This window comes from Micromonospora palomenae, assembly GCF_007829925.1.
Lineage (GTDB): Bacteria > Actinomycetota > Actinomycetes > Mycobacteriales > Micromonosporaceae > Micromonospora > Micromonospora purpureochromogenes.
The window spans coordinates 2,108,154-2,133,732 of record NZ_VIXA01000001.1 but is presented as its reverse complement, the minus strand read 5'-3'; the positions used below and the strand labels follow the sequence as shown (position 1 = coordinate 2,133,732).

Annotated in this window: 23 protein-coding genes; 14 read left to right on the top strand and 9 right to left on the bottom strand. The window is 72.8% G+C overall.

Annotated elements, in window-relative coordinates; all coding sequences use genetic code 11:
- The first annotated feature begins 88 nt into the window (after positions 1-88).
- Positions 89-1,624 carry a serine/threonine-protein kinase gene (locus FHX75_RS09615; protein WP_246157814.1) on the top strand — a complete coding sequence of 512 codons (1,536 nt, stop codon included), beginning with the start codon at positions 89-91 and terminating at the stop codon, positions 1,622-1,624.
- Here the strand turns inward: FHX75_RS09615 and FHX75_RS09605 are convergent.
- Both FHX75_RS09605 and FHX75_RS09600 read right to left on the bottom strand, forming a co-directional pair.
- Positions 1,621-2,184 (bottom strand): hypothetical protein, encoded by a 564-nt coding sequence (locus FHX75_RS09605; RefSeq protein WP_246157813.1) that lies wholly within the window; start codon positions 2,182-2,184, stop codon positions 1,621-1,623. The two genes, FHX75_RS09615 and FHX75_RS09605, sit on opposite strands and share 4 nt — an antisense overlap.
- Complete coding sequence (locus FHX75_RS09600) at positions 2,177-2,716, bottom strand: RNA polymerase sigma factor (protein WP_154938209.1); 540 nt, start codon at positions 2,714-2,716, stop codon at positions 2,177-2,179. Before FHX75_RS09600 ends, FHX75_RS09605 begins: the two co-directional genes overlap by 8 nt.
- 242 nt (positions 2,717-2,958) lie before the next feature.
- On the opposite strand from FHX75_RS09600, the gene dnaE reads away from it, so the two are divergent.
- A complete protein-coding gene (gene dnaE, locus FHX75_RS09595) occupies positions 2,959-6,492 on the top strand; it encodes a DNA polymerase III subunit alpha (protein WP_154938207.1) in 3,534 nt (1,177 codons plus the stop codon).
- An 84-nt stretch (positions 6,493-6,576) separates the two neighbouring features.
- Here the strand turns inward: dnaE and FHX75_RS09590 are convergent, their stop codons facing one another.
- On the bottom strand, positions 6,577-7,287 hold the full coding sequence (locus tag FHX75_RS09590; protein ID WP_154938205.1) for a response regulator: 711 nt from the start codon (positions 7,285-7,287) through the stop codon (positions 6,577-6,579).
- Positions 7,284-8,870: an ATP-binding protein gene (locus FHX75_RS09585; protein ID WP_154938203.1), complete on the bottom strand. Its 1,587-nt coding sequence runs from the start codon at positions 8,868-8,870 to the stop codon at positions 7,284-7,286. The genes FHX75_RS09590 and FHX75_RS09585 overlap by 4 nt, the downstream gene beginning before the upstream one ends.
- A gap of 114 nt (positions 8,871-8,984) precedes the next feature.
- On the opposite strand from FHX75_RS09585, the gene FHX75_RS09580 reads away from it, so the two are divergent.
- Complete coding sequence (locus tag FHX75_RS09580) at positions 8,985-10,376, top strand: cation:dicarboxylate symporter family transporter (RefSeq protein ID WP_154938201.1); 1,392 nt, start codon at positions 8,985-8,987, stop codon at positions 10,374-10,376.
- 133 nt (positions 10,377-10,509) lie between these two features.
- On the opposite strand, the gene FHX75_RS09575 is transcribed toward FHX75_RS09580, so the two are convergent.
- The 3 genes from FHX75_RS09575 to FHX75_RS09565 are packed head-to-tail and all read right to left on the bottom strand — an operon-like array spanning position 10,510 to position 11,804.
- Positions 10,510-10,953: an SRPBCC family protein gene (locus FHX75_RS09575; RefSeq protein WP_154938199.1), complete on the bottom strand. Its 444-nt coding sequence runs from the start codon at positions 10,951-10,953 to the stop codon at positions 10,510-10,512.
- A 51-nt stretch (positions 10,954-11,004) separates the two neighbouring features.
- Positions 11,005-11,355 carry an ArsR/SmtB family transcription factor gene (locus FHX75_RS09570; protein WP_154938197.1) on the bottom strand — a complete coding sequence of 117 codons (351 nt, stop codon included), beginning with the start codon at positions 11,353-11,355 and terminating at the stop codon, positions 11,005-11,007.
- Positions 11,352-11,804 (bottom strand): SRPBCC family protein, encoded by a 453-nt coding sequence (locus FHX75_RS09565; RefSeq protein WP_154938195.1) that lies wholly within the window; start codon positions 11,802-11,804, stop codon positions 11,352-11,354. Before FHX75_RS09565 ends, FHX75_RS09570 begins: the two co-directional genes overlap by 4 nt.
- A gap of 253 nt (positions 11,805-12,057) precedes the next feature.
- Between FHX75_RS09565 and FHX75_RS09560 the strand changes: the two genes are divergently transcribed.
- Both FHX75_RS09560 and FHX75_RS09555 read left to right on the top strand, forming a co-directional pair.
- Positions 12,058-13,500 (top strand): FAD-dependent oxidoreductase, encoded by a 1,443-nt coding sequence (locus FHX75_RS09560; RefSeq protein ID WP_211364371.1) that lies wholly within the window; start codon positions 12,058-12,060, stop codon positions 13,498-13,500.
- Between the two features lie 97 nt (positions 13,501-13,597).
- Positions 13,598-14,635: an aminotransferase class V-fold PLP-dependent enzyme gene (locus FHX75_RS09555; protein WP_154938193.1), complete on the top strand. Its 1,038-nt coding sequence runs from the start codon at positions 13,598-13,600 to the stop codon at positions 14,633-14,635.
- 89 nt (positions 14,636-14,724) lie between these two features.
- On the opposite strand, the gene FHX75_RS09550 is transcribed toward FHX75_RS09555, so the two are convergent.
- The gene (locus FHX75_RS09550) at positions 14,725-15,897 is read right to left on the bottom strand and encodes an acyl-CoA dehydrogenase family protein (RefSeq protein WP_154938191.1); all 1,173 of its coding nucleotides are present in this window, start codon (positions 15,895-15,897) and stop codon (positions 14,725-14,727) included.
- A gap of 85 nt (positions 15,898-15,982) precedes the next feature.
- Here FHX75_RS09550 and FHX75_RS09545 point away from each other — a divergent pair, with 85 nt between their 5' ends.
- The 9 genes from FHX75_RS09545 to FHX75_RS09505 all read left to right on the top strand — a co-directional run bounded on the left by FHX75_RS09545 (position 15,983) and on the right by FHX75_RS09505 (position 24,868).
- A complete protein-coding gene (locus FHX75_RS09545; protein WP_154938188.1) occupies positions 15,983-16,636 on the top strand; it encodes a TetR/AcrR family transcriptional regulator in 654 nt (217 codons plus the stop codon).
- A 44-nt stretch (positions 16,637-16,680) separates the two neighbouring features.
- Positions 16,681-18,123 (top strand): aldehyde dehydrogenase family protein, encoded by a 1,443-nt coding sequence (locus FHX75_RS09540; RefSeq protein ID WP_154938186.1) that lies wholly within the window; start codon positions 16,681-16,683, stop codon positions 18,121-18,123.
- Positions 18,120-19,196: a zinc-binding dehydrogenase gene (locus FHX75_RS09535; RefSeq protein ID WP_154938184.1), complete on the top strand. Its 1,077-nt coding sequence runs from the start codon at positions 18,120-18,122 to the stop codon at positions 19,194-19,196. The genes FHX75_RS09540 and FHX75_RS09535 overlap by 4 nt, the downstream gene beginning before the upstream one ends.
- 329 nt (positions 19,197-19,525) lie before the next feature.
- Positions 19,526-20,287 carry an ABC transporter ATP-binding protein gene (locus FHX75_RS09530; protein ID WP_088962787.1) on the top strand — a complete coding sequence of 254 codons (762 nt, stop codon included), beginning with the start codon at positions 19,526-19,528 and terminating at the stop codon, positions 20,285-20,287.
- Positions 20,274-20,966, top strand: coding sequence for an ABC transporter ATP-binding protein (locus tag FHX75_RS09525; RefSeq protein ID WP_154938182.1), 693 nt, complete (start codon positions 20,274-20,276; stop codon positions 20,964-20,966). Before FHX75_RS09530 ends, FHX75_RS09525 begins: the two co-directional genes overlap by 14 nt.
- Before the next feature lie 52 nt (positions 20,967-21,018).
- A complete protein-coding gene (locus tag FHX75_RS09520; RefSeq protein WP_211364370.1) occupies positions 21,019-22,269 on the top strand; it encodes an ABC transporter substrate-binding protein in 1,251 nt (416 codons plus the stop codon).
- On the top strand, positions 22,266-23,147 hold the full coding sequence (locus FHX75_RS09515) for a branched-chain amino acid ABC transporter permease (protein WP_154938178.1): 882 nt from the start codon (positions 22,266-22,268) through the stop codon (positions 23,145-23,147). The genes FHX75_RS09520 and FHX75_RS09515 overlap by 4 nt, the downstream gene beginning before the upstream one ends.
- Entirely contained in the window at positions 23,144-24,160 is a 1,017-nt protein-coding gene (locus FHX75_RS09510) for a branched-chain amino acid ABC transporter permease (protein ID WP_154938176.1), read from the top strand. The genes FHX75_RS09515 and FHX75_RS09510 overlap by 4 nt, the downstream gene beginning before the upstream one ends.
- Positions 24,161-24,238: 78 nt before the next feature.
- Positions 24,239-24,868, top strand: a complete 630-nt coding sequence (locus FHX75_RS09505) for a transcriptional regulator (protein WP_246157811.1) — start codon at positions 24,239-24,241, stop codon at positions 24,866-24,868.
- Between the two features lie 58 nt (positions 24,869-24,926).
- Here FHX75_RS09505 and FHX75_RS09500 read toward each other — a convergent pair whose 3' ends face one another.
- A complete protein-coding gene (locus FHX75_RS09500) occupies positions 24,927-25,523 on the bottom strand; it encodes a hypothetical protein (RefSeq protein WP_154938174.1) in 597 nt (198 codons plus the stop codon).
- Positions 25,524-25,579 lie beyond the last annotated feature (56 nt).

The following is a 25,579-nucleotide window of genomic DNA, read 5'->3' as shown; positions in this document are numbered from 1 at the left end:
GGTCGGGCGGACCCCCGTCCCGGGCGGTCTCCGCCACCCGTCCGCACCGGTTACCGTCGCAGCGGGGACTGCCGACGAGGGTGGGGCGATGAGCACTCCGGCGTGGATCGGCTCCTACCGGATCGAGCGACTGCTCGGCACGGGCTCGTTCGCGACCGTCTGGCTGGGCCACGACCCCGTCCTGGACTCCCGGGTGGCGATCAAGGTGCTGGCCGAGAACTGGAGTCACGACCTGCGGGTGCGGGAACGGTTCCTGGACGAGGCGCGGCTGCTGCGGCGGCTCGACCACCCCCGGCTGGTCCGGGTGCACGGCGTCGGCGAGCTGCCCGACGGCCGCCCGTACGCGGTGCTGGCCTGGGCGGACGGCGGTAGCCTGCGGGACCGGCTGGGCACGGGGCCGCTGCCGGCGGCGGACGCGCTGGCCCTGCTCGGCGAGATCGCCGCCGGGGTCGCGGTCCTGCACCGGCACCGGGTGGTGCACCGCGACCTGACCCCGGGCAACATCCTGTTCGCCTCCGGTCCGACCGGCGAGCGGGTGCTCATCGCCGACCTGGGACTGGCCAAGGCCCTGGCCGCCGCGTCCGGGCTGACCGCCCGGGCCGGGACGCCCGGCTACATGGCCCCCGAGCAGGACGACCCACTGGCCGTGGTGGACACCCGCAGCGACGTGTTCGGGCTGGGTCGGCTCGGGCTGCGGCTGCTCGGCGACCCCGACGGCGCTCCCGGCCCGACACCCCGGTGGCGGCAGGGCGTCCCGGCCGCCGTGCCGTCGGTGCTGCACCGGGCCACCGCGCTCCGCCCCGCCGACCGCTACCCGGACGCCGACGCCTTCCGGGCGGCACTGCGCCGCGCCACCTCCCCGGCCGACGGCGACGCGGACGACGGGCACCCCTCCGGCCTCGGGTCGCACGGGGGGCGCCGGGCCGACCGGGCGGCGGGCGCGGAACATGGGGCCGACCGGGCGACGGGCACCGGACACCCGGCCGACCGGGGGAGGAGCGCGGGACACCGGACCTACCCGCCATTGGCCGGGAGCGCCGCGCCGGCCGCCCGCCGGGGGCGGGGGCCGGCCCGCCGGTTCGGCCTGGCCGGTGCGGGCGCCCTGACGCTCGTCGCGCTGGGCGCCCTGGCCGGTGACGGCGGCCTGCCCCACCCCGACGGCAGCCGGGGGACCAGTGGGCCGCTCAGTGTCGCGCTGCCGGCGGGGTGGCGGGCCACCGGCACCGGCTGGGCCGGACAGTACGACGACGACGGCAGGCTCGAACCGGCGCTGATCGTCGCGGCCGACCCGGGCCGCTGGGCCGCCGACCCGGACGTGCCGGGCGCCTTCGTCGGCCTCTCCGCCAGCGCCGCCCGGCGTACCACGCCGGAGGGGTTCGTCGCCGAGCGCCCGCACGCGGACTGTGTGGCCGCGCCGGTGCGGCGTACCCGGCAGGCCGGCGTCGACTGGGTGGTGGCCCGGTACGCCTGCCCGGCCGGCCGGCCGGTGCTGGTCGAGGCGGCCGGCCTCGCCGCCGGCCGGGACGCCCTGCTCTACGTGCAGGTCGCGCCGCCCCCCGGCGGCGGGACGGACTTCGTGGACGCGTTGCTGGCCGGGGTGCGGGTGCGCGCCACCGGCGACTAGACCACCACCACGGCGACCGTGTGCGCCTCGCCGCCCTGCGGGATGGTCACCCGGACCGTGCCGGCGCGCAGGAACCGGATGTCCTGCACCCCGGCCTCGTAGCTGCGGGAGACCAGGTCCTCGCGGTCCACGGTCACCTCGCCGGGGCCGATGCCCTGGATGCGCAGCACCCCACCGGCGGCCAGACACAGCGACTTCAGCAGGGCCACCTCGGTCTCGGCGAGGACCAGGTCGTAGCGGACCGGGCCGAGGCAGGCGCTCGACCGCGGGCTGGGCGACGGTGAGCGCGTACCCCTGCCGCGGGTCGGCGCGGGTCCGACCGGGGCGGGCGGTCGCGGCGTGGCGGCGGGGGTGGCCGGGCCGGGCGGTGCGGACGGGGCCGGCGCGGCGGGGGTCGACGGGGTGGCCGCCGGGGTCGGCGGTCGCACCGGCAGCGGCGCGACCGGGGTCTGCCCGCAGGCCGCCACCGACGTGAGCACGCCCAGCGTGGCCACCGGAACCACCCACCGGCGGGCCGACGCGAGCAGGGCGGCGGCCAGGCGGTCCCCGCTCTCAGTCACCGGACATCCGCTGCCGGACCTGCCGGCGGGCCAGGTGGACGCGGGACTTCGCGGTGCCCTCCGGCACGTCGAGCAGGGCGGCGATCTCGCGGTAGTTCAGCCCGAGCACGTCGCGCAGCGTCACCGCCTCGGCGAGTTCGGGGCGCACCGCGTCCAGCGCGTCGAGCAGGTCCAGCCGGGTGCCGGCGACCACGCTGGTGCGCCTCGGGTCGGGCGGATCGGGCAGCGGCACGCCGCCGGACTCGACCAGCCAGCGCCGGCGCAGCGCCCGGTACGTCGACCGGGCCCGGTTGGCGGTGAGCCGGTAGAGCCAGGTGTGGAACGACGATCGGCCCTCGAACCGGTCGATGCCCCGGGCGAGGGCGAGCAGGGCGTCCTGGCACGCCTCCTCGGCGTCCTCCCGGTGGGGCAGCAGGCGGGCGCAGAGCCGCAGCACCTCGGGACGCACGGCCGCCAGCAGGGCGTCGACCGCGCCCGGTTCGCCGCGCGCGGCTGCCCTGGCCAGGTCGTCGATGTCGTCCGCGAGAAGCATCACACCGTCCCCGGTCCGCCGGTGCGCCGTGCCGTCCAGGCTACGGCGGCGCCGGCCTTCCCGGGATCCCCGAGTCGGGCAGCCGACCCGGCCGCGACCGGCTCGGGCGGGCTCCCAGGGAGATCCACACCACCCGGCGGCGGTCTGTCCGCGCGGCTGCTGGAGCCGCCCGTGGGCCCGGGGATAGGGTGGGCCGACCGACTTCCGACCACCCATGAGACCGACCCGGGGGGGCGCCACGCATGGGCGATTCGTTCGCGCATCTGCACGTACACACCGAGTACTCGATGCTCGACGGGGCGGCCCGGCTCAAGGACCTCTTCGCCGAGGCGAACCGGCTCGGGATGCCGGCGGTGGCGATCACCGACCACGGCAACATGCACGGCGCGAACGACTTCTACAAGCAGGCGATGGCCGCCGGCATCACCCCGATCCTCGGTGTCGAGGCGTACGTCGCGCCGGAGTCGCGCTTCCACAAGGCGCGGGTCAAGTGGGGCCGGCCGGAGCAGAAGAGCGACGACGTCTCGGGTAACGGCGCCATCACCCACAAGACCATGTGGGCGAAGAACGCCACCGGCCTGAAGAACCTCTTCACCCTCAACTCGCGCGCCTCCATGGAGGGCCACTACGTCAAGTGGCCCCGGATGGACATGGAGCTGATCGCCGAGCACGCCGAGGGCATCATGGCCACCACCGGCTGCCCCTCCGGCGCGGTGCAGACCCGGCTGCGGCTGGGCCAGTTCGACGAGGCGCTCAAGGTCGCCGCCAGCTACCAGGACATCTTCGGCAAGGAGAACTACTTCCTGGAGATCATGGACCACGGCCTCTCGATCGAGCGCCGGGTCCGCGACGGGCTCACCGAGATCGCCCGCAAGCTGGACATCCCGCCGGTGGTCACCAACGACTCGCACTACACCCACGAGGCCCAGGCCACCGCGCACGACGTGCTGCTCTGCGTGCAGACCGGCAGCAACATCGACGACCCGAACCGGTTCCGGTTCGAGGGCGGCGGGTACTTCATCAAGTCCGCCGAGCAGATGCGCGCGGTCGACTCCTCCGAGCTGTGGCAGCAGGGCTGCCGCAACACCCTGCTGGTCGCCGAGAAGGTCGACCCGACCGGCATGTTCGAGTTCCACAACCTGATGCCGCGCTTCCCGGTGCCCGAGGGGGAGACCGAGGAGTCCTGGTTCCGCAAGGAGACCTTCGCCGGCCTGGCCCGCCGCTACCCCAACGGGATCCCGGAGGGGCACGTCGTGCAGGCCGAGTACGAGCTGGGCGTCATCAACCAGATGGGCTTCCCCTCGTACTTCCTCGTGGTCGCCGACTTCATCCAGTGGGCCAAGAACCAGGGCATCGCGGTGGGCCCGGGCCGTGGCTCGGCCGCCGGCTCGCTGGTCGCGTACGCCCTGGGCATCACCGACCTGGACCCGATCCCGCACGGCCTGATCTTCGAGCGGTTCCTCAATCCCGAGCGCGTCTCCATGCCCGATGTCGACATCGACTTCGACGAGCGCCGGCGCGGTGAGGTGATCAAGTACGTCACCGACAAGTGGGGCGAGGACAAGGTCGCCCAGATCGCGACCTTCGGCACGATCAAGGCGAAGGCCGCGATCAAGGACTCGGCCCGGGTGCTCGGCTTCCCGTACGCGGTCGGCGACCGGATCACCAAGGCGATGCCCCCGGCGGTGATGGGCAAGGACATCCCGCTCTCCGGCATCTTCGACCCGAAGCACCCGCGCTACGCCGAGGCCGGCGAGATCCGTGGCCTCTACGAGTCCGACCCGGACGTCCGGAAGGTCATCGACACCGCGAAGGGCATCGAGGGGCTGATCCGGCAGACCGGCGTGCACGCCGCCGGCGTCATCATGTCCGCCGAGCCGATCATCGACCACATCCCGCTGATGCGCCGGGACGCCGACGGGGCGATCATCACCCAGTTCGACTACCCGACCTGCGAGTCGCTCGGGCTGTTGAAGATGGACTTCCTCGGCCTGCGCAACCTGACGATCATCGACGACGCGGTCAAGAACATCCAGCTCAACCACGGCCGGGACCTCGACCTGCTGGCCCTGTCGCTGGACGACAAGGCCGCGTACGAGCTGCTGGCCCGGGGTGACACCCTCGGCGTGTTCCAGCTCGACGGCGGGCCGATGCGCTCCCTGCTGCGGCTGATGAAGCCGGACAACTTCGAGGACATCTCCGCCGTGCTGGCGCTGTACCGGCCCGGCCCGATGGGCGTCGACTCGCACACCAACTACGCGCTGCGCAAGAACGGCCTCCAGGAGATCACCCCGATCCACCCGGAGCTGGAGGAGCCGCTGCGGGAGATCCTGGCGCCCACCCACGGCCTGATCGTCTATCAGGAGCAGGTGCAGCGCGCCGCGCAGATCCTCGCCGGCTACACCCTGGGCCAGGCCGACCTGCTGCGCCGGGCGATGGGCAAGAAGAAGAAGGAGATCCTCGACAAGGAGTTCATCCCGTTCCGGGACGGCTGCCGCGAGCGCGGCTACTCCGACGAGGCGATCCAGGCGGTGTGGGACGTGCTGGTCCCGTTCGCCGGCTACGCCTTCAACAAGGCGCACTCCGCCGCGTACGGGCTGGTGTCGTACTGGACGGCGTACCTGAAGGCGCACTACCCGGCCGAGTACATGGCGGCGCTGCTCACCTCGGTCGGTGACGACAAGGACAAGATGGCGCTCTACCTGTCGGAGTGCCGCCGGATGCGGATCCAGGTCCTGCCGCCGGACGTGAACACCTCGGCCGGGCCGTTCACCCCGGTCGGCAAGGACATCCGGTTCGGCCTCGCCGCCGTCCGCAACGTCGGCGCGAACGTGGTGGCCGCGATCATGCGGTGCCGGGAGGAGAAGGGCGAGTACGCCGACTTCTACGACTTCCTGGCCAAGGTGGACGCGGTGGCCTGCAACAAGAAGACCATCGAATCCCTGATCAAGGCCGGCGCCTTCGACTCGCTCGGGCACACCCGCAAGGGCCTGCTCGCCGTGCACGCCGACGCGATCGACGCGTACGCCGACGTCAAGCGCAAGGAGGCGGTCGGCCAGTACGACCTCTTCGGCGCCGGCTTCGGCGACGCCGACACCGGCGGCAGCACCACGGTCATGCCGACCATCGGCGACAGCGAGTGGGACAAGCGGGACAAGCTCGCCTTCGAGCGGGAGATGCTCGGCCTCTACGTCTCCGACCACCCGCTCTTCGGCCTGGAGCACGTCCTCGGCGCGGCGGCGGACTGCACCATCGCGTCCCTCTCCGAGGAGGGCACCGTCCCGGACGGCGCGGTGGTCACCCTGGCCGGCATCCTCTCCGGCGTGCAGCGCCGGGTCACCAAGCAGGGCCGGGCCTGGGCCTCGGCCACCCTGGAGGACCTGGCCGGCGGCGTGGAGACGCTGTTCTTCCCGAACACCTACGAGGTGATCGGGCAGTACATCGCCGAGGACGCCATCGTGGTGGTCAAGGGCCGGGTGGACCGTCGCGACGACACGCCGCGGATCATGGCGATGGACATGTCCATGCCGGACGTCAGCAGCAACCCGGCCAACAAGCCGGTCACCCTCACCATCCCGGTGCACCGCTGCACGCCACCGCTGGTGGAACGGCTCAAGGAGACCCTGGTGCTGCACCCCGGCGACACCGAGGTGCACGTCAAGCTGCTCAACGGCGGCAAGACCACCACGCTGCGGCTGGGCCCGTTCCGGGTGGCGGCGACCACCGCGCTGATGGGCGACCTGAAGAGCGTGCTCGGCCCGGCCAACGTGAGCTGACCCGGCCGGGGGACGTCGCGCCAGGGTGGCGGGCAGCCGCTCGCCACCGCAGGGCACCGCGACCGACAGCCGGCCGGGTGTCGGTCAGGTCGGCCGGTACTCGACCTCGGGGCGCCCGGGCGTGCCGTAGCGGGGGCTGCGGACCGCCCGGTCGGTGGTCACCAGGTACTCCAGGTAGCGGCGGGCGGTCACCCGGGAGATGCCGGTGCGCTGGCTCACCTCGGTCGCGGACAGCCCGGCCTCGGCGTCGGCGGGCGTGGCTCGCGGCCGGTCGGCCAGGGCGGAGAGCACCCGGTGCAGGGTGTGCGCGTCCAGCCCCTTGGGCAGGGTGTGCGGGGCGGCACCGCGCAGGGTGGCGAACATCCGGTCCACCTCGTGCTGGGCGGCCACCTCGCCGTCGGCGAGCGCCTGCCGGCGGTAGTCGGCGTAGCGCTCCAGCTTGTCGCGGAAGGCGGCGAAGGTGAACGGCTTGAGCAGGTAGTGGGTCACCCCGAGGGAGACCGCGGTACGGACCACCGCCAGGTCCCGGGCCGAGGTCACCGCGAGCACGTCGACGCCGCTGCCCGCCGCTCGCAACGCCCGGCAGACGTCCAGGCCGTGCACGTCGGGCAGGCGGAAATCCAACAGCACCAGGTCGACGTCCGCGCCGCCGCGCCGGCGCAGCGCCGCCATCGCCTCCCGGCCGGTGTGCGCCACCCCGGCCACCACGAAGCCCGGCACCCGCTCGGTGTACGCGGTGTGCGCCTCGGCCAGCAGCGGCTCGTCCTCGACCACCAGCACCCGGATGTCGTTCATCGGGCCTCGCCGCCTCCGATCGGCAGCCGGACGGTGAACAGGCTCCCGCCGTCGGTCGAGCGGTCAACCTCGTAGCTGCCCCCGTGCCGGCGGACCACCTGCCCGACCAGCGCCAGACCGAGGCCGCGGCCGGCGCTCTTGGTGGACCAGCCGCGCCGGAACGCGTCGTCCACCCGTTCCGGGTCCAGTCCCGGGCCGTTGTCACCGACCCGGACCACCAGTTCGCCGTCGACCGCGCCGACGAAGACCCGGACCCGCCGCGGCGGCGGGTTGCCGGCGACCGCCTCCAGCGCGTTGTCCACCAGGTTGCCCACCACGGTGAGCAGGTCGGCGCTGGGCAGGGGGCTGCCGTCGAGCCGGCACTCGGGGTCGATCACCAGGTCCACGCCGCGCTCACCGGCCTGGGCCGACTTGCCGAGCAGCAGGGCGGCCAGCGCCGGCTCGGTCACCGCGCCGACCACCCGGTCGGTGAGCTGCTGCGCCGCGGCCAGGTCCCGGGTGCCCAGGCGAACCGCCTCGTCGGTACGGCCCAGCTCCACGAGAGTCAGCACGGTGTGCAGCCGGTTGGCCGACTCGTGGGTCTGCGCCTGCAACGCCTCGGTCAACGCGCGTACCGAGTCGAGCTCGCTGGCGAGCGTGCGCAGCTCGGTCTGGTCGCGCAGGGTGAGCACCGTGCCGAGCGCGATGCCCTCGAAGCGGGTGGTCCGCTGGTTGGCGACCAGCACCCGGTCACCGGCCAGGACCGGCTCGTCGCGGGCGTCCCGGGCCGACGTCAGCAGCTCGGCCACCGCGGGCGGCAGGTCGATCCCGGCCACCGGCCGGTCGGTCAGCGGCGCGTCCGCGTCCAGCCCGAGCAGCCGGCGGCCCTCGTCGTTGACCAACGCCACCCGGCGGTCGGTGGTCAGTACCAGCAGGCCTTCCCGCACCGAGTGCAGCACCGCGTCGTAGTACTCGTACATCCGGGTCATCTGGGCCGGCCCGAGGCCGTGCGTCTGCCGACGCAGCCGACGGCTGAGCAGCCAGGAGCCGGTGGCCGCGAGGGTGAGCGCCGGTGCGGCGACGCCGAGCAGCACCGGCCACTGGCCGAGCAGCTTGCGGTCGATCGCCTCGGTGGTGATGCCGACCGAGACCAGGCCGACGATCCGCTCGTCGTCGTACACCGGCACCACCGCGCGCACCGACTCGCCGAGCGTGCCCACGTTGGTGGTGGTGAACGGCCGGCCGGCCAGAGCCGGCGCGATGTCGCCGACGAACGGCTGGCCGATCCGCTTCGGGTGCGGGTGCGAGTAGCGGGTGCGGTCGGGCGCCATCACCACCACGAAGTCGGTGCCGGTCGCCACCCGGGTGGACTCCGCGTACGGCTGGAGGGCGGCGCTGGGGTCGGCGCTGCGCAGCGCCGCGCGGACGTCGGGGGAGCGAGCGACGGTCTGCGCCACCGCGAGCACCTCCTCCTGCGCCGCCTGCCGGGAGTCACTGCGGGCCAGCCAGACGGCCCCGGCGGCGCCGGCCAGGACCAGCAGGGTCACCACCACGGCCTGGAGGGCGAACAGTTGCCCCGCGATGCTCCACTGCCGCCGGGCCACGTTTCCCCTCCTCGTGCGCGCCGTCGTCACCGGCACGGGTCGCCCGTGCTCCGACGGGATGAACAGAATGACCGCAAGGCTGTCTTGTGGTGAGACGGGCTTCACATTGTCGACATGGACACCACCACATCCACCACCACACCGTCACCCCCGGTCCGTCGGGACCGTACCCGTTACCTCTACCTGGCCGTCATCGTGGCCGTGCTGGCCGGCGTCGTGGTCGGCCTCGCCGCCCCCGAGGTCGGCAAGGAACTCAAGCCGCTCGGCACCGGCTTCGTCAACCTGATCAAGATGATGATCAGCCCGGTCATCTTCTGCACCATCGTGCTCGGCGTCGGCTCGGTCCGGCAGGCGGCGAAGGTCGGCAAGGTCGGCGGCCTCGCCCTCGGCTACTTCCTGGTCATGTCGACCGCCGCGCTCGCCATCGGCCTGGTGGTCGGCAACCTCATCCACCCCGGCTCCGGGCTCGATCTGGGGCAGGACCTCGCCGGCTCGGGCAAGGCCGCCGCCGGCGACGAGGCCGGCGGGACCGTCGACTTCCTGCTCGGAGTCATCCCGACCACGCTCTTCTCCGCGTTGACCGAGGGGGAGGTGCTCCAGACGCTGCTCGTGGCGCTGCTGGTCGGCTTCGCCGTGCAGAGCCTGGGCCGGCGTGGCGAGCCGGTGCTGAACGCCGTGGGCCTGCTCCAGCGGGTGGTCTTCAAGGTGCTCGCCATGATCATGTGGCTGGCCCCGATCGGCGCGTTCGGCGCGATCGCCGCCGTGGTCGGCGCCACCGGGATGGACGCGTTGAAGAGCCTGGCGCAGATCATGCTCGGCTTCTACGCGACCTGTCTGATCTTCGTGCTGGTGGTGCTGGGTGCGCTGCTGTGGTTCGTGGCCCGGATCTCGATCTTCTCGCTGCTGCGCTACCTGGGCCGGGAGTTCCTGCTGATCCTGTCGACGTCGTCCTCGGAGTCGGCGCTGCCGCGGCTGATCGCGAAGATGGAGCACGTCGGGGTGAGCAAGCCGGTGGTCGGCATCACGGTGCCGACCGGGTATTCGTTCAACCTGGACGGCACGGCGATCTACCTGACCATGGCGTCACTGTTCATCGCCGACGCGCTGGGCAAGCCGCTGTCGATCGGCGAGCAGGTGTCGCTGCTGCTGTTCATGATCATCGCGTCGAAGGGCGCCGCCGGGGTGACGGGCGCCGGGCTGGCCACGCTTGCCGGTGGCCTCCAGTCGCACCGTCCGGACCTGGTCGACGGGGTCGGTCTGATCGTGGGGATCGACCGGTTCATGTCGGAGGCGCGGGCGCTGACCAACTTCGCCGGCAACGCGGTCGCGACCGTGCTGGTCGGGACCTGGACGGGGGAGTTCGACCGGGACAAGGCCGGTCGGGTGCTGAGCGGCGACGACCCGTTCGACGAGTCGACCATGCTCGATGAGGAGGCCGACGAGGGCGAGCCCGCCACCCGGCGGCCGGCCGACGAGTCGCCCGCCCTGGCCGGCGTACCGGCCTGACGCCGCCGTCGCGGAACCACCAGGGGCCGCGCCGGCCAAGCGCCCGCGCCACCTCCACCGGTAGCGATGCTGCCGGTGGAGGTGGCGTCCTGGCTTCGCGCCGGTGCGAGACCCGTCAGGACCGAGCGGACCCTCAGTCCCAGCTGTCGATCTTGACGTCGTGGGGATGCGGAGCGCCCTTTCCGGTCTCGATCAGCGACTTCAGGCTCAGCAGGTAGACCGCCCACTTGGTGCTGCAGTGGTGCATGAAATCCACCGGCTCCTTCCAGCCCCGGTGGCTGAAGAGCACGACGGCGTAGTCGTCGACCTGAGCGAGGCGCCAGTCCACCTGCGTGCCGATCCACTCGTCGGGTCCGTCGACCACCTCCCACAGCACGCGCCTGCCGGGGTCGAGCTCGAGGACCTTCATGTCGAATCCGCCGGCTGCGAACCGGAACTGGAGCACGCCGCCGACGCCGTCGCCGACGCCCTGGGTGTTGGTCGTCCACCAGCCGGCAAGTCCCTCGACGGTGGTCAGGGCCGTGTAGACCTCGGCCGTGGACGACGGGATTCCGACTTTGTGCAGGATGTCCACCATCTTCGATCCTTCTTTCTGGTGTCGGTTCTCGGGATGACCCTCATGACGTCACTACTGGATGCCGCGCTGGTCCTTCGTGCGCTGGACAGCCTCGGCGATCCGCTTGATGCGCCGGAGTCGGCCGTCCCACGCCGCTCCGACCGAGGACAGTTGGGCGACCGCCCGGGCGAGCTGCGCCTCGTCCACCCGGTACCTTCGCTCGCGCCCGGCGGGGGTGGAGCGCACCAGGCCCACCCGGTCGAGCACGCCGAGATGTTTCGCGATGGCCTGCCGTGTCACGGGCAGCCGCTCACTGAGGCTGGTGGCCGTGCCGTCGCCATCGGCCAGGAGCAGGTCGAGCATCCGCCGACGGGTCGGATCCCCCACCGCGGACCACAGGTCGTCGTCGACGGCGGCGGTCACCGGGTCGACACCAGCCGGGCGAGGTACTCCCCGAGTCGGGGGACGAAGGTGTCCCAGCCGGCGACGTGGTCGCGGTACAGCTCCTCCAGCTTCGCGGCCTCCCAGCCCATCTCCCGGAACCCGGTCTCGGTGAGCCGGATCCTGGTGCCCGTGCCCGACGGGGTGAGTTCGAAGGTGACCAGCAGCGAGGCGGTCGGGTCGTCGACCTGGCCCTCGGGATGACACCAGCGGAACGAGAACAGTCGAGGCGGCTCGGCGTTCACCACGACCATCGGGACGACCTGCGCCCGGTCGCCCCAGACGAGCTCACCGACCGCGCCGGGAGTCGCCTCGAAGTCGGCGTCGTCGGTCCACCACTGCGACATGTGCTCGGGGCTGCTGACGACCTCGAAGACCACCTCCGGCGAGGCGTCGACGTGGATCTCTCGTTCGATGCTGCCGTACTCCATGCTCCGCCACTCCTTGATATGCAACCCTTGGTTGCACGTCACGCTAGCCGACCGCCCGCCGTCGCGCAACCATTGGTTGCTTTTCGATGGAGGAGCAACTGCCCCGGAGCCGGTGGACCGCACCCGGTCAGCGCGGGAGGCACCGGGTCGACCCAGGGACCGAGGCGAGCCGTCGGTTGACCAATGACGGCGGGGGCTCCGGTGGCTACGGTCGTGGGTGCCGAGATTTCCCGACCACTCGAGGAGTGATCGTATGCCCCCCTCTCCGTCCCGGCTCTTCGCGGAGATCGCGACCGCCGAGCGGCCGGCTGGGACCACAATGGTCATGCGTCGTGCCGTGGTGCTGGGCGGCAGCATCGCCGGACTGATGGCGGCTCGGGTGTTGAGTGACCACGCCGAAGAGGTGCTGATCATCGAACGCGACCCGTCCGATGTGGATGACGGGCCCCGGCCGGGCGTGCCGCAGGGCAGCCAGGTGCACGCGCTGCTGCCCGCCGGTCAGATCCAGTTGGAACGGTGGTTTCCCGGCATCGTCGACGAGGCGCACGCGCTCGGTGCTCCGCCGCCGCCCACCGACGAGGGCGCGGCGAAGATCTTCGTGAACGGTGTGCTGGGGCTGCCGCCGGCGCCGTCCGGCAGCGGCCCGACGCTGATCACCACGCGACCGTTCCTCGAGGCGCTGGTCCGGCGGCGGACCCTCGCCGTGGACAACATCCGGATGGTGTACGGCCGTGCGGACGGCCTGGTCTTCGCCGACCGGCGCGTCGCCGGCGCCCGGTACGTGCCCGAGGGCGGTGGTGAGCCGGTGGTCGAACCGGCGGACCTGGTGGTCGACGCGATGGGACGGTCCAGCCGGCTGGGCGACTGGCTGGCCGACAACGGGTGGCCCCGCCCGCCGATGCAGCGGATGCCGATCAAACTGAACTACGCGACCGCGCTCTTCAAGCAGGACGAGAAGGTCAGCGACGCCTGGGTGGTGGTCTACCACACCATGGCCGGCAAGGGCCGTACCGCTCGGATCGGTGGGATCAACTCGGTCGAGGGGGACCGCTGGATCATGTTGGTGGCCGGCTACGACGAGGACCGGCCCAGCCGCGACGTCGCCGACTTCACCGCCCGCTGCCGGGAGCACTATCCGCAGATGTTCGGTGACATCGCGGAGTACGGTGAGATGCTCGGCGGCGTGGTCACGTACCACCAGGCCGACAGCCGACGCCGGGACTTCCACAAGCTCGACCGGATGCCCGCCGGACTGGTTGCCGCCGGGGACGCGATCGCCTCCTTCAACCCGGTGTACGGCCAGGGCATGACCTCCGCGATGCTGCACGCCTCCTGCCTGTCGGCGTACCTCCGGTCGAGCCCGAACCTGCACGAGGAGCCGGCGCGGGCATACTTCGAGCGGGTCCGGGTGATCGTCGATGCCGCCTGGCAGACCTCCACCACCGCCGACATCGAGCTTCCACACGTCGACGGGCCGTACCCGCCGGGGTACCGGGTCACCAAGTGGTTCGGTGACCTGCTCTTCCGGACCTCGCTGACCGATCCGGTGCTCAGCGCCCGGCTGGGCCGGGTCACCACCATGCTCGACCATCCGGCGACGCTGAGCCGGCCCGGCACCCTGCTCCGGGCGCTCCGGCTCGGCCTGTTCCGGCGCCGTGCCGCCACCGGATCGACCGACAACCTCCGGCAGTCCTAGCAGTCGCCGGACCGGTCAGGGCGTGCCGGTGTGCCGCAGGCCGCCGGTCGCCGATTGGCCGTGCCCATCCGACGCCACCCCGCCTAGCGTCGGTGCTGTGGACATCGAGCAGGCGCAGCAGTTGTGGAAGCCGGAGCCCGGCTGGTTGAACACGGCCTCCTACGGGCTCCCGCCCGAGCCGGCCTGGACGGCGTTGCAGGAGGCGCTGGCCGACTGGCGGACCGGGAGCAGCTCCTGGGAGGGCTGGGGGCAGTCGGTGGACCGGGCCCGGGCCGCGTTCGCCGGCCTGGTCGGCGTACCGGCCGGGGACGTGGCGGTCGGCGCGGCCGTGTCCCAGCTCCTCGCACCGGTCGCGGCGGCCCTCCCGGCGGGCGCGAACGTGGTGGTCCCCGAGGTCGAGTTCACCTCGAACCTGTTTCCCTGGCTGGTGCAGGAGGAGCGCGGCGTCAGGGTCCGCACCGTGCCGCTGACGGGGCTGGTCGACGCGATCGACGCCGACACCGATCTGGTCGCGTTCAGCCTGGTGCAGTCCGCCGACGGCGCGGTGGCGGCGTATGACGAGATCGTGGCCGCGGCCCGGGCCCACGGCGCGCTGGTCGCGGTGGACGCGACCCAGGCGTGCGGTTGGCTGCCGTTCGACGGGAGTCGGGCCGACGTGGTGGCGGTGGCCGGGTACAAGTGGCTGATGGGCCCGCGCGGCTGCGCGTACGCCTACCTGGCGCCGGAGCTGCGCGAGCGGCTGCGTCCGGACGCCGCCGGCTGGTACGCGGGCGCCGACCCGCACGCCTCCTACTACGGCCCGCCGCTGCGGCTGGCCGGCGACGCCCGCCGGTTCGACATCTCGCCCGCCTGGTTCAGCTGGGTCGGCGCGGCGCCCGCACTGGAGGTGGTCGCCGAGATCGGCGTGCCGGCGATCCGGGCGCACGACGTGGCGCTGGCCAACCGGTTCCTGGCCGGGCTGGGCCGGCCGCCGGGGGAGAGCGCCATCGTCGCCGTCGACGTGCCCGATGCCGAGCTGCGGCTGGAGCGGGCCGGAATCCGGGCGGCGGTCCGCGCCGGGCGGGTCCGCGCCTCCTTCCACGTGTACTCCACGGAGGCCGATGTGGACGCCGCCCTGACGGCGCTGACCGGCTGAGCCCGCTCAGGTCAGATGGCGGGCGAGCCTACGGGTGGGCGGCTGTCATCGCCGCCCACCCGAGCAGTCCGGCTCACCGGGCCGCCAACTCAGGCCAGGTGACCGCCGATCTTCGTGTACCCGCGCAGCAGGTCCCGCGAGATGATCAGCCGCTGCATCTCGTCGGTGCCCTCGAAGATCCGGTAGAGCCGCACCTGCCGGTACCAGCGCTCGACCGGCAGTTCGCGGGTGTAGCCCATGCCGCCGTGGATCTGGAGCACCCGGTCCACCACCCGGTTGACCATGCCGGCGCCGTAGAGCTTGCCCATCGAGGACGCGTGCCGGGGGTCCAGGCCCTGGTCGACCGTCCAGGCGGAGCGCAGCACCAGCCAGCGGGCCGCCTCCAGCTCGGTCTCCGAGTCGGCGATCATCCACTGGATGGCCTGGTTGGTGCCGATCTTCGCGCCGAAGGTCTCCCGGGTGTTGGCGTAGTCGATGGCCATCTGCAACGCCCGCTCGGCGATGCCGATGGCGTGCGACGGGATGGTGTAGCGGCCCTTGCCGATCCACTCCATGCCCAGCGTGAAGCCCTGGCCGATCTCGCCGAGGATGTTGCGGTGCGGCACCCGTACGCCGTCGAAGATCAGCGACGCCGGCCCGCCCTCGCCCATCGTCTGGATGAACTCCGAGCGCCAGCCCATCGCCCGGTCCACCAGGAACGCGGTCGCCCCGCCGTTGCGGGCGCCCTTCTCCCGGTCGGTCACCGCGACCACGATGGCGAAGTCGGCGTCGTTGCCGTTGGTGATGAAGGTCTTCTCGCCGTCGAGGATCCAGTCGTCGCCGTCGCGACGGGCCGCCAGCCGGATGTTCGCCGCGTCCGACCCGGCGCCCGGCTCGGTGATGGCGAAGCAGGAGATCCGCTCGCCCTCGATGGTGGGCAGCAGGAACTCGCGCTTCTGCTCCTCGGTGGCGTGGAAGAGGATGTTGTCGGCCTCGCCGCCGAAGCGGAACGGCACGAAGGTACGCCCCAGCTCCGTCCAGATCAGCGACTGCATGACGGCGGGCAGGTCCATCCCGCCGTACTCCTCGGGGGTGGCCAGCCCCCAGAAGCCGAACTTCTTCGCCTTCTGCTGGAGCTCGCGCAACTCGTCGCGGGTCACGCCGGGCTGGTGCGCGCGCTCGCGGCGCAGCACCTCCTGCTCCAGCGGCATCACCTCCCGGGTGATGAACGACCGGACGGTGTCCCGGATCGCCCGCTCCTCGTCGGTCAGTGAGAAGTCCATGCTGGTCCCTTCCGCCGTCGTGGTGGCCGTCCCGGATAAACTAGCGGTGTAAGTTTTGTGTCGTCCAGACCCCCGAGGAGTCCATGTGCCCCGACCCCGGCAGCCCGTGCTCACCCGGGAGCGGATCGTCGCCGCGGCCCTGGCCCTGATCGACGCCGACGGGCTGGGCGCCTTCTCCACCCGCCGGCTCGCCGCCGCGCTCGGCGTGCGTGGCCCCTCGCTCTACAACCACTTCGCCAGCCGCGAGGCCATCCTGGACGCGGTCGCCGACAGCGTCACCGCCGCTGTCGACACCGGCGCCTTCGCCCGCCACGACTGGCGCGAGGCGCTGCGCCGCTGGGCCTGGTCGTACCGGGCGGCGCTGACCGCGCATCCGAACGTCGTGCCCTACCTGGCCCAGGGCCCGGGGCGGCGGCCGGCCGCCCTGGCCATGGCCGACGCCGTCTACGGGGCACTGGTCAAGGCCGGCTGGCCGCCGGCCCGGGCCACCCACGTCGGCGCGGCGATGCGGTACTTCGTCGCCGGGTCGGCGCTCGGCTCGTTCGCCCGCGGCTTCGTCGAGGACCCGGAGTTGTACGCCGCGCACTACCCGCACCTGGGCCAGGCGCACCGGCTCGCCGAGCACCAGCGCAGCGTGGACGAGGGCGCCTTCGCCCTCGGCCTGGACGCGCTGCTGCACGGCCTCGCCGCCGAACACCGGCGCGTACTCGCGGTGGAACCACCCGGGCCGAACGGGTAGCGTCAAAACTCCCAGCGCTAGTTTCCTCACCCCCGAAGGACGACATGGATCTCGCCGCCGCGCCCCCCGCGCTCCTGGTCCGCCGTCACCTCTACCTCGGCGGCGCCTGGGCCGACCCGACCGGGACCGAGCCGATCGACGTGGAGAACCCGGCCAGCGGGGAGACCGTCGGGCAGGTGCCGGCCGGCACCCCGGCCGACGTCGACCGGGCCGTCGCCGCCGCCCGGGCCGCCTTTCCCGGCTGGGCGGCCACCGCGCCGGCCGAGCGCGCCGCCCACCTCGACCGGCTGCTCGCCGCGCTGACCGCCCGCGCCGACGACATCGCCCGGACCGTCGCGCTCGAACTCGGCACCCCGCTCAAGCTGGCCGCCCGGGTGCAGACCAGCCTGCCGCTGACCGTGCTGCGCGACTGCGTCGAGCTGGCCGCCCGGCCGCCCGCCGAGGAGACGATCGGCAACTCGCTCGTCGTCCGCGAACCGGTCGGCGTGGTCGGCGCGATCACCCCGTGGAACTACCCGCTGCACCAGGTCGTCGCCAAGCTGGCGCCCGCCCTGGCCGCCGGCTGCACGGTGGTGCTCAAGCCCAGCGAGCTGACCCCGCTGACGGCGTACTTGCTCTTCGACGCAATCGCCGAGGCAGGGCTGCCCGCCGGTGTGGTCAACCTGGTCCCCGGCACCGGGCCGGTGGTCGGCGAGGCCCTGGCCGCCCACCCGGACGTGGACATGGTCTCGTTCACCGGGTCCACCGCCACCGGCCGCCGGATCGCCCACCTCGCCGCCGACCGGATCGCCCGGGTGGCCCTGGAGCTGGGCGGCAAGTCGGCCAACCTGATCCTCGCCGACGCCGACCTGCCCACCGCCGTCAAGGTCGGGGTGGGCAACGCGCTGCTCAACTCCGGGCAGACCTGCACCGCGTGGACCCGGATGCTGGTCCACCGCGACCGGTACGACGAGGCACTCGACCTGGTCGCCCGGGCCGCCGCGGCGTACCGGCCGGGGGATCCGTTCGACCCGGACACCCGGCTCGGCCCGCTGGTCTCCGCCGCCCAGGCCGAGCGGGTGCGCGGCCACGTCGACCGCGCCCTCGCCGACGGGGCGCGCCTGGTCTGCGGTGGCCCGGACGCCCCGCTGCCGCCCCGGGGGCACTTCGTCGCCCCGACCGTGCTGGCCGACGTGCACCCCGACAGCGCGCTCGCCCAGGAGGAGGTCTTCGGCCCGGTGCTCGCCGTCATCCCGTTCGGCGACGACGACGAGGCCGTCGCCATCGCCAACAACTCCCGCTACGGCCTGGCCGGCGCGGTCTGGTCCGCCGACGCCGACCGGGCGCTGGCGGTGGCCCGGCGGCTGCGTACCGGCCAGGTGGACGTCAACGGCGGCGGGTTCAACCCGCGGGCGCCGTTCGGCGGCTACAAGCAGTCCGGCCTGGGCCGCGAGCTGGGCCCGTACGGCATCGACGAGTTCCGCGAGATCAAGGCGATCCAGCGGTGAGGGCGCTGGTCGCCCGCGCGCCCGGCGCGCCGTTGCGCGTCGAGGAGATCCGGCTGCCCGCGCCCGGCCCCGGCGAGCTGCGGGTCCGGGTCCGCGCCGCCGGCGTCTGCCATTCCGACCTGTCCATGGTCAACGGCACCCTCGCGCCCGCGTACCCGCTGGTGCTGGGGCACGAGGCGGCCGGCGTGGTGGTCGAGGCCGGCCCCGGCGCCGCCGTGCCGGTCGGTACGCAGGTGGTGCTGAACTGGGCGCCCGCCTGCCGGCGCTGCTGGCACTGCCGGCACGGCGAGCCGTGGCTCTGCGCCGCCAACACCGCCCCGGCGGTGCCGCGCGGCGAGACCGCCGACGGTGAGGCGTTGCACGTCACGCTCGGGCTCGGCGCGTTCGCCGAGGAGGTGGTGGTGCCCGAGGCCGCCGTCGTGGCGGTCCCCGACGACCTGCCGCCGGAGCGGGCCGCCCTGCTCGGCTGCGCCGTGCTGACCGGCACCGGCGCGGTGCGCAACACCGCCCGCGTCGCCGCCGGCGAGTCGGTCGCGGTGATCGGCCTCGGCGGGGTCGGCCTGTCGGTGCTCACCGCCGCCCGGGCCGCCGGCGCCGCCCCGATCGTCGCGGTCGACGTGGCCGAGGCGAAGCGGGGCCTGGCCCTCGCCGCCGGGGCGACGCACTTCCTCGCGCCCGACGACCGGCTGTCGAAGGAGATCCGGGCGCTCACCGAGGGGCGCGGCGTCGACCACGCCTTCGAGTGCGTGGGGCGGGCGGCCACCATCCGGACGGCCTGGCGGCTCACCCGGCGCGGGGGAGCGGTCACCGTGGTGGGCATGGGCGGCAAGGACGACCTGGTCAGCCTCTCCGCGTTGGACATCTTCCACTCCGCCCGGACGCTGCGTTCCTCGGTGTACGGCTCGTCCGATCCGGACCGGGAGGTGCCGGGCCTGGCCCGCGAGGTCGGCGACGGCACGCTCGACCTGACTCCGCTGATCAGCGGGCTGGTCACCCTCGACGAGGCGCCGGAGGCGTTCGACCGGCTCGCCCGGGGCGAGGGCGCCCGCTGGGTGGTCACCTTTCCCGACTGACCCGGCCGGCCGCCGTCGGAGTCGCGGCCGCGGGGGCGTGGCCGGCCGCCGCCGCGGGCGTGGCCGGCCACGCCCGCCGCGCCCCCACGGGTCAGGTGGCCGGGCCACATGGGAGCGGTCTCCCGGACCATCCGCTCACGCCTGTCGATCCCCTGCGGACCGCTCCCGACCGGTGCTCATGTCGGCCGGCCCCGCGCCGACCGGCCGGAAAGTGTGGGGGACCGACATGGCTGCACTCCGGCCGTTCCCCGTAGGTTTCCTCCACGCGACGGCCCTGTGACCCCGGTCACCGACCCGGCCGTCGCCAGTGACCTGCGGAGGATGAGGCGATGGCCGGGCAAGCGCTCCTGTCGGCGCGCGGGCTGACCCGTGACTTCCGGGGCTTCCGCGCGGTCGACCACGTCGACCTCGACATCGCCCCGGAGAGCGTGCACGCGCTCGTCGGCCCCAACGGTGCCGGCAAGACCACCCTGTTCAACCTGCTCACCGGCTTCCTGCCGCCGACCGAGGGGCGGATCGAGCTGGACGGCCGGGACGTCACCGGCCTGCCCCCGGAGCAGGTGGCCCGGCTCGGGGTGGCCCGCTCGTTCCAGATCACCAGCCTGTTCCCGCAGCTGTCCGCCCGCGAGCACGTCGAGCTGGCGTTGCAGAGCCCGAGCGGGCTCGGCTGGCGGTTCTGGCGGTCGGCCAAGCTGATGGGCCGCTACCGGGAGCGGGCCGACGAACTGCTGGACATGGTCGGGCTCGGCGCGCTGGCCGAGGCCCCGGCCGAGGCGCTGGCGTACGGGCGCAAGCGCGCCCTGGAGCTGGCCATCGCCCTCGCCCTGGACCCGAAGGTGCTGCTGCTCGACGAGCCGACCGCCGGGATGGGGCTGGAGGACGTCGACCGCACGGTGGAGCTGATCGCCCGGGTCCGGGCCGGCCGGACCGTGGTGATGGTCGAGCACAACATGAGCGTCGTCGGCCGCCTCGCCGACACCGTCACCGTGCTGCAGGCCGGCACGGTGCTGGTCGAGGGCCCGTACGAGCAGGTCCGCGCCGACGAGCGGGTCATCACCGCCTACCTGGGAGCCGCTGATGCTGCGCATTGACACCCTCTCCGCCTTCTACGGCGAGGCGCAGGTGCTGCGGGAGGTGAGCCTGGAGGTCGCCGCCGGCGAGGTGGTCACCCTGGTCGGGCGCAACGGCGCCGGCAAGTCCACCCTGCTGCGCTGCGTGATGGGGCTGCACCCCGGCCAGCGCGGCACCGTCGAGCTGGACGGGCGGGACATCAGCCGGCTGCCGGCGTACAAGCGGGCGCGGCTCGGCCTCGGCTGGGTGCCCGACGACCGGGGCGCGTACGCCACCCTCAGCGTCACCGAGAACCTGACGCTGCCGCCGCGGGTCGGCCCCGACCCGTGGCCGCTGGAGCGGGTGTACGAGGCGTTCCCCGCCCTGTACTCCCGGCGCGACTCGGCGGCGACCATGCTCTCCGGCGGCGAGCAGCAGATGCTCGCCCTGGCCCGGGTGCTGCGGATGGGCGCCCGGCTGCTGCTCTGCGACGAGCCCACTGAGGGCCTGTCGCCGCTGCTCGTGCAGCAGGTCGGCGACCTGCTGCGGGAGGCCAAGAAGCACGGGGTGACCGTGCTGCTGGTCGAGCAGAACCTGCACTTCGCCACCGGCGTCGCCGACCGGCACTACCTGCTGGCCGAGGGACGCGTCGTGGAGGCGATGGCGAACTCCGAGGTGCGCTCGCGGGAGCGCGAGCTGCTGGCGTACCTCGGTATCTGAATTTTTCGACGGCTGACCCGCGCGGTGCCCGCGCGGTACGAAGGGGATTGACATGCGTAGGAGCGTGGGTGTGGCCGCCGCCTCGGCGGCGGTGGTGCTGGCCGCGGGTTGCGGCGGCGGTGGGCCCCAGTCCGGCGGCGACCAGAAGCTGACCGGCGACAAGATCGTGCTGGGCGTGCTCAACGACCAGTCCGGGGCCTACTCGGAGCTGTCCGGGAAGAACTCGGTCAAGGCCGTGGAGATGGCCATCGCCGACTTCAAGGCCAAGCACGGCGACAAGGCGGTGACCACCGACATCACCGTGGAGACCGCCGACCACCAGAACAAGCCGGACGTGGCCAACGCCAAGGCCCAGGAGATGTACGACCGCAAGGGCGTCGACCTGATCCTCGACGTGCCCACCTCGTCGGCCGCGCTGAAGGTCGCCGACGTGGCGAAGGAGAAGAAGAAGCTCTACTTCAACATCGGCGCGGCGACCACCGACCTGACCGGCAAGAGCTGCAACAAGTACACGTTCCACTACGCGTACGACACGTACATGCTGGCCAACGGCACCGGCAAGACCACCACCGAGCAGGTCGGCAAGAACTGGTACATCCTGTACCCGAACTACGCCTTCGGGCAGGACATGGAGAAGAGCTTCTCCACCGCCATCACCGCCGCCGGCGGCACGGTCGTCGGCAAGGACGGCGCGCCGTTCCCGAACACCACCGGTGACTACTCCACCTTCCTGCTCAAGGCGCCGACGCTGAACCCCAAGCCGCAGGTGCTCGGCACCATGCAGGCCGGCGCCGAGCTGGTCAACGTGGTCAAGCAGTACAACGAGTTCAAGCTGCGGGACAAGGGCGTCGGGCTGGCGGTCGGCCTGATGTTCATCACCGACATCCACTCGCTGACCCCGGCCGCGCTGGCCGGCACCACCTACACCGACGCCTGGTACTGGAACTTCGACCAGCAGAACCGGGAGTTCGCCGACCGGTTCCAGAAGGAGACCGGCACCCGGCCGTCCTTCGCGCACGCCGCCAACTACTCCGCGGCCATGCAGTACCTGGAGGCCGTGCAGGCCGCCGGCACCGACGACGCGGACACCGTGGTCAAGGGGCTGGAGGGCAAGGAGGTCAACGACGTCTTCCTGCGCAACGGCAAGATCCGCGCCGAGGACCACCGGGTGATCCACGACGCGTACCTCGCCCAGGTGAAGCCGCAGGCCGAGGTCGCCGAGCCCTGGGACTACGTGAAGGTGCTCAAGACCATCCCCGCCGCCGAGGCGTTCCGCGCCCCGTCCCCGGACTGCAAGCTGTGACCGGTTTCCTCCAGAACACGTTCAACGGGTTGGTGAGCGGGGCGTTCTACGCCCTGCTCGCCCTCGGGCTCGCGGTCATCTTCGGCATGCTCCGGGTGGTGAACTTCGCCCACGGCGCGTTCTACATGCTCGGCGCCTTCGGCGCGTACGTGCTGCTGGCCGAGGCGGGCGTGCCGTTCTGGGCGGCCCTGGTGATCATGCCGGTGGCGCTCGCCGTGGTTGGCATGATCCTGGAACGGGCCGTCATCCACCGGCTCACCCGGCTCGACCCGCTCTACAACTTCCTGCTCACCTTCGGCCTGACGCTGATCCTGCAGGACCTGGTGAAGACCCGCTACGGCGTGCAGTCCAGCCCGTACGCCACCCCGGACGAGCTCAGCGGCTCGGTCGACTTCGGACTCTTCGACTTCCCGACGTACCGGGTCTTCATCCTCGGCTTCGCGGTGCTGCTCTGCGTCGCGGTGTGGTGGGTGCTCACCCGTACCCGGATCGGCATGGTGGTCCGGGCGTCGACCGAGCGGCCGGAGCTGACCCGGGCGTTCGGCATCGACGTCGGGCGGTGGGTGACCCCGGTCTTCGGCTTCGGCATCGGCCTGGCCGGGCTCGCCGGCGTGCTCGCCGCCCCGATGCGGGCGGTGAACCCGCTGATGGGCGCCGACCTGATCATCGTGGTCTTCGCGGTGGTGGTGATCGGCGGCCTCGGCTCGATCTTCGGCTCGGTCGCCGCCGGCTTCGGTATCGGTCTGGTTCAGGCGTGGGGCGAGGCGTACCTGTCCGAGTTCCCCATCGTGTCCCAGACGATCGTCTTCGTCGTGATGGCCGCCGTGCTGCTCTGGCGGCCGGCCGGGCTGTTCGGCCGTGAGGAGGCACCGGCATGACCAGCACCGTCGACACCCCGGCCGAGGCGAGCCGGCCGGTCCCGCCGTCCGGGCTCCTCGCCGTCGCCCGCGCGCCCGGCTGGGTCCGGTACGCGCTGCTCGCCGCCGGGCTGGCCGCCGCGCTCTGGCTGCCCAACGGGCTCTACCCGGCGGTGGCGGTGGACATCCTCTGCTGGGCGCTCTTCGCCGTGTCGGTGGACCTGCTGCTCGGCTTCACCGGGCTGATGTCCTTCGGGCACGCGGCGTTCTGGGGCACCTCGGCGTACCTCACCGGCCTGGTCGCCATCCACGCCGGCCTGCCGTTCCCGGTCGCCGTGCTGGCCGGGGCGCTCGGCGCGGCGGCGCTCGCGCTGCCGATCGGCTACCTCGCGGTGAAGCGGGCCGGCATCTACTTCGCCATGGTCACGCTGGCCTTCGCGCAGATGGTCTACTACGTGGCCAACGAGTGGCGTTCGGTCACCAAGGGCGAGAACGGCCTGCAGGGCGTGCCCCGGTCGCTGTTCGGCCTCGACCTGACCGACGACTACTACTTCTACTACGCGATCCTGCCGATCGTGCTGCTCGGCCTGGCCGCCGCCTGGCGGATCACGCACTCGCCGTTCGGCCGGGTGCTGGTCGGCATCCGCGACAACCCGGCCCGGGCGCGGGCGCTCGGCTACCCGGTGCACCGCTACAAGCTGACCGCGTTCGTGCTCTCCGGCTTCATCGCCGGTCTCGGCGGCGGGCTCTTCGCCGTCGGGCACCGGTTCGTCTCTCTCGACGTGCTGCACTGGACCACCTCCGGCAAGGCGGTCATCGTCGTCGTCCTCGGCGGCATCGGCACGCTGTGGGGCGGGGTGCTCGGCGCGGCCGTGGTGGTGCGGTTGGAGGACTGGCTGTCGTTCTCCGGATTCGAGGCGATCGGCCTGGTGACCGGCAGCATCTTCGTCCTGGTCGTGCTGCTGTTCCGCCGTGGGCTGTGGGGCACCGTCTCCGCCCTGGCGCTGCGCTGGATGGCCGCCCGCCGCAGATGAAGTCCCGCGACGGCGCATCCGAACCGCGCCGTCCCAGCGAACCCCCTGGTAGTGATCGCACACCCGGGGGTACGTCTGGTGCTGACCGAACGGATGCCGGCCGACGCCGTCGAGGCCGCCCGCAAGCGGCTCGCGGTGGCCGCCGAGGACCTCGACGCCAACCGGATCGCCGCGCTGGTGCGGGACCTCGCGGCCGAGGCCGGCGTGGCGCCGGTCTGGGAGCGGGTCTGCCGACCGCTGCTCGGCGGACTGCGGGGGCACAGCGCCACCGAGATCGCGATCGAACACGCGCTCTCCGAGGGCGTCCGGATCGGCCTGGACGGTTACCGCCGGGACCGGGGTCGGCCCCTGCCGCCGGACGGGGTGCTGCTCGCCGGGGCCGAACAGGAGGCGCACTGCCTCGGGCTGCACGCGCTCGCCGCCGCGCTGCGCGAGCAGGGCCGGGGCTGCCTGCTGCTGGGGCCGGCGCTGCCGTGGGCCGCGCTGGCCGCCGCCGTGGTGCGGGTCCGCCCGCACACCGTCCTGGTCTGGTCGCAGACCCCGCTCACCGGCCGCGCGTACCGCCTGGTCCGCTTCGGGCGCGACTTTCCCCGGGTACGCCTCTTCGGCGCGGGGCCGGGCTGGATCGAGCCGTTCCCGCCGCCGTCGGTACGCCTCACCACCTTCGCCGCCGCCGTCGCCGCCTGCGGGGCGGGCGGGCCGCCCTAGACATGCCGCTGGCCGGCACCCCGCTCGGGGGTGCCGGCCAACGTGTCGTTCAGGTGGGTCAGCTGTTCCAGTGCTTGGCGACCAGGTCGGCGGCCTGCTTCTCCCACTGGGCGTAGTGGTCGGGGTAGGCCGAGACCTGCACGGTCTGCGCGGCCTTGGTCAGCGGCATGTCCTTCCAGCCGTCGACCTGCTTCAGACCCTTGAGGAACGCCATCGTGGAGTACTCGGGGTCGGTGATCTGCTCAACCGTGCCCCAACCCGACGACGGACGCTGCTGGAACAGGCCCTGCGAGTCGTGGTCGTTGCGCTCACCCAGGTGACCCAGGTTCTCCAGCTTCGACTCCTGCAGGGCGGTGGCGATCGCGACCACGGCGGCCCGCTCGTCCATGCCCGACTTCTTCGTCGCGGCGATGATCGCCTTGACGTTGGCGGTCTGCTCGTCGCCCAGGTCGATGTGCGACTGCTTGCCCTGCACACCGTGCGGGATCAGCTTGTCCTTGTCCACACCGGGCTTGTCGGCCTGCACCACCGCAACCGACTTCGCCTCAACCGCCGGGGCGGCGTGGGCCTCGGTCACGGGGCCGGCGAAGACGCCACCGGCGAAGGCCAGACCAGCAATACCGAGAACGCTCTTACGCAGAATGGTGGTGTTCATCAGAGTGGCTCCATTCGGGGGTTGGCACCCAGCCTCGATGGGGGTCGAGCAGGCGC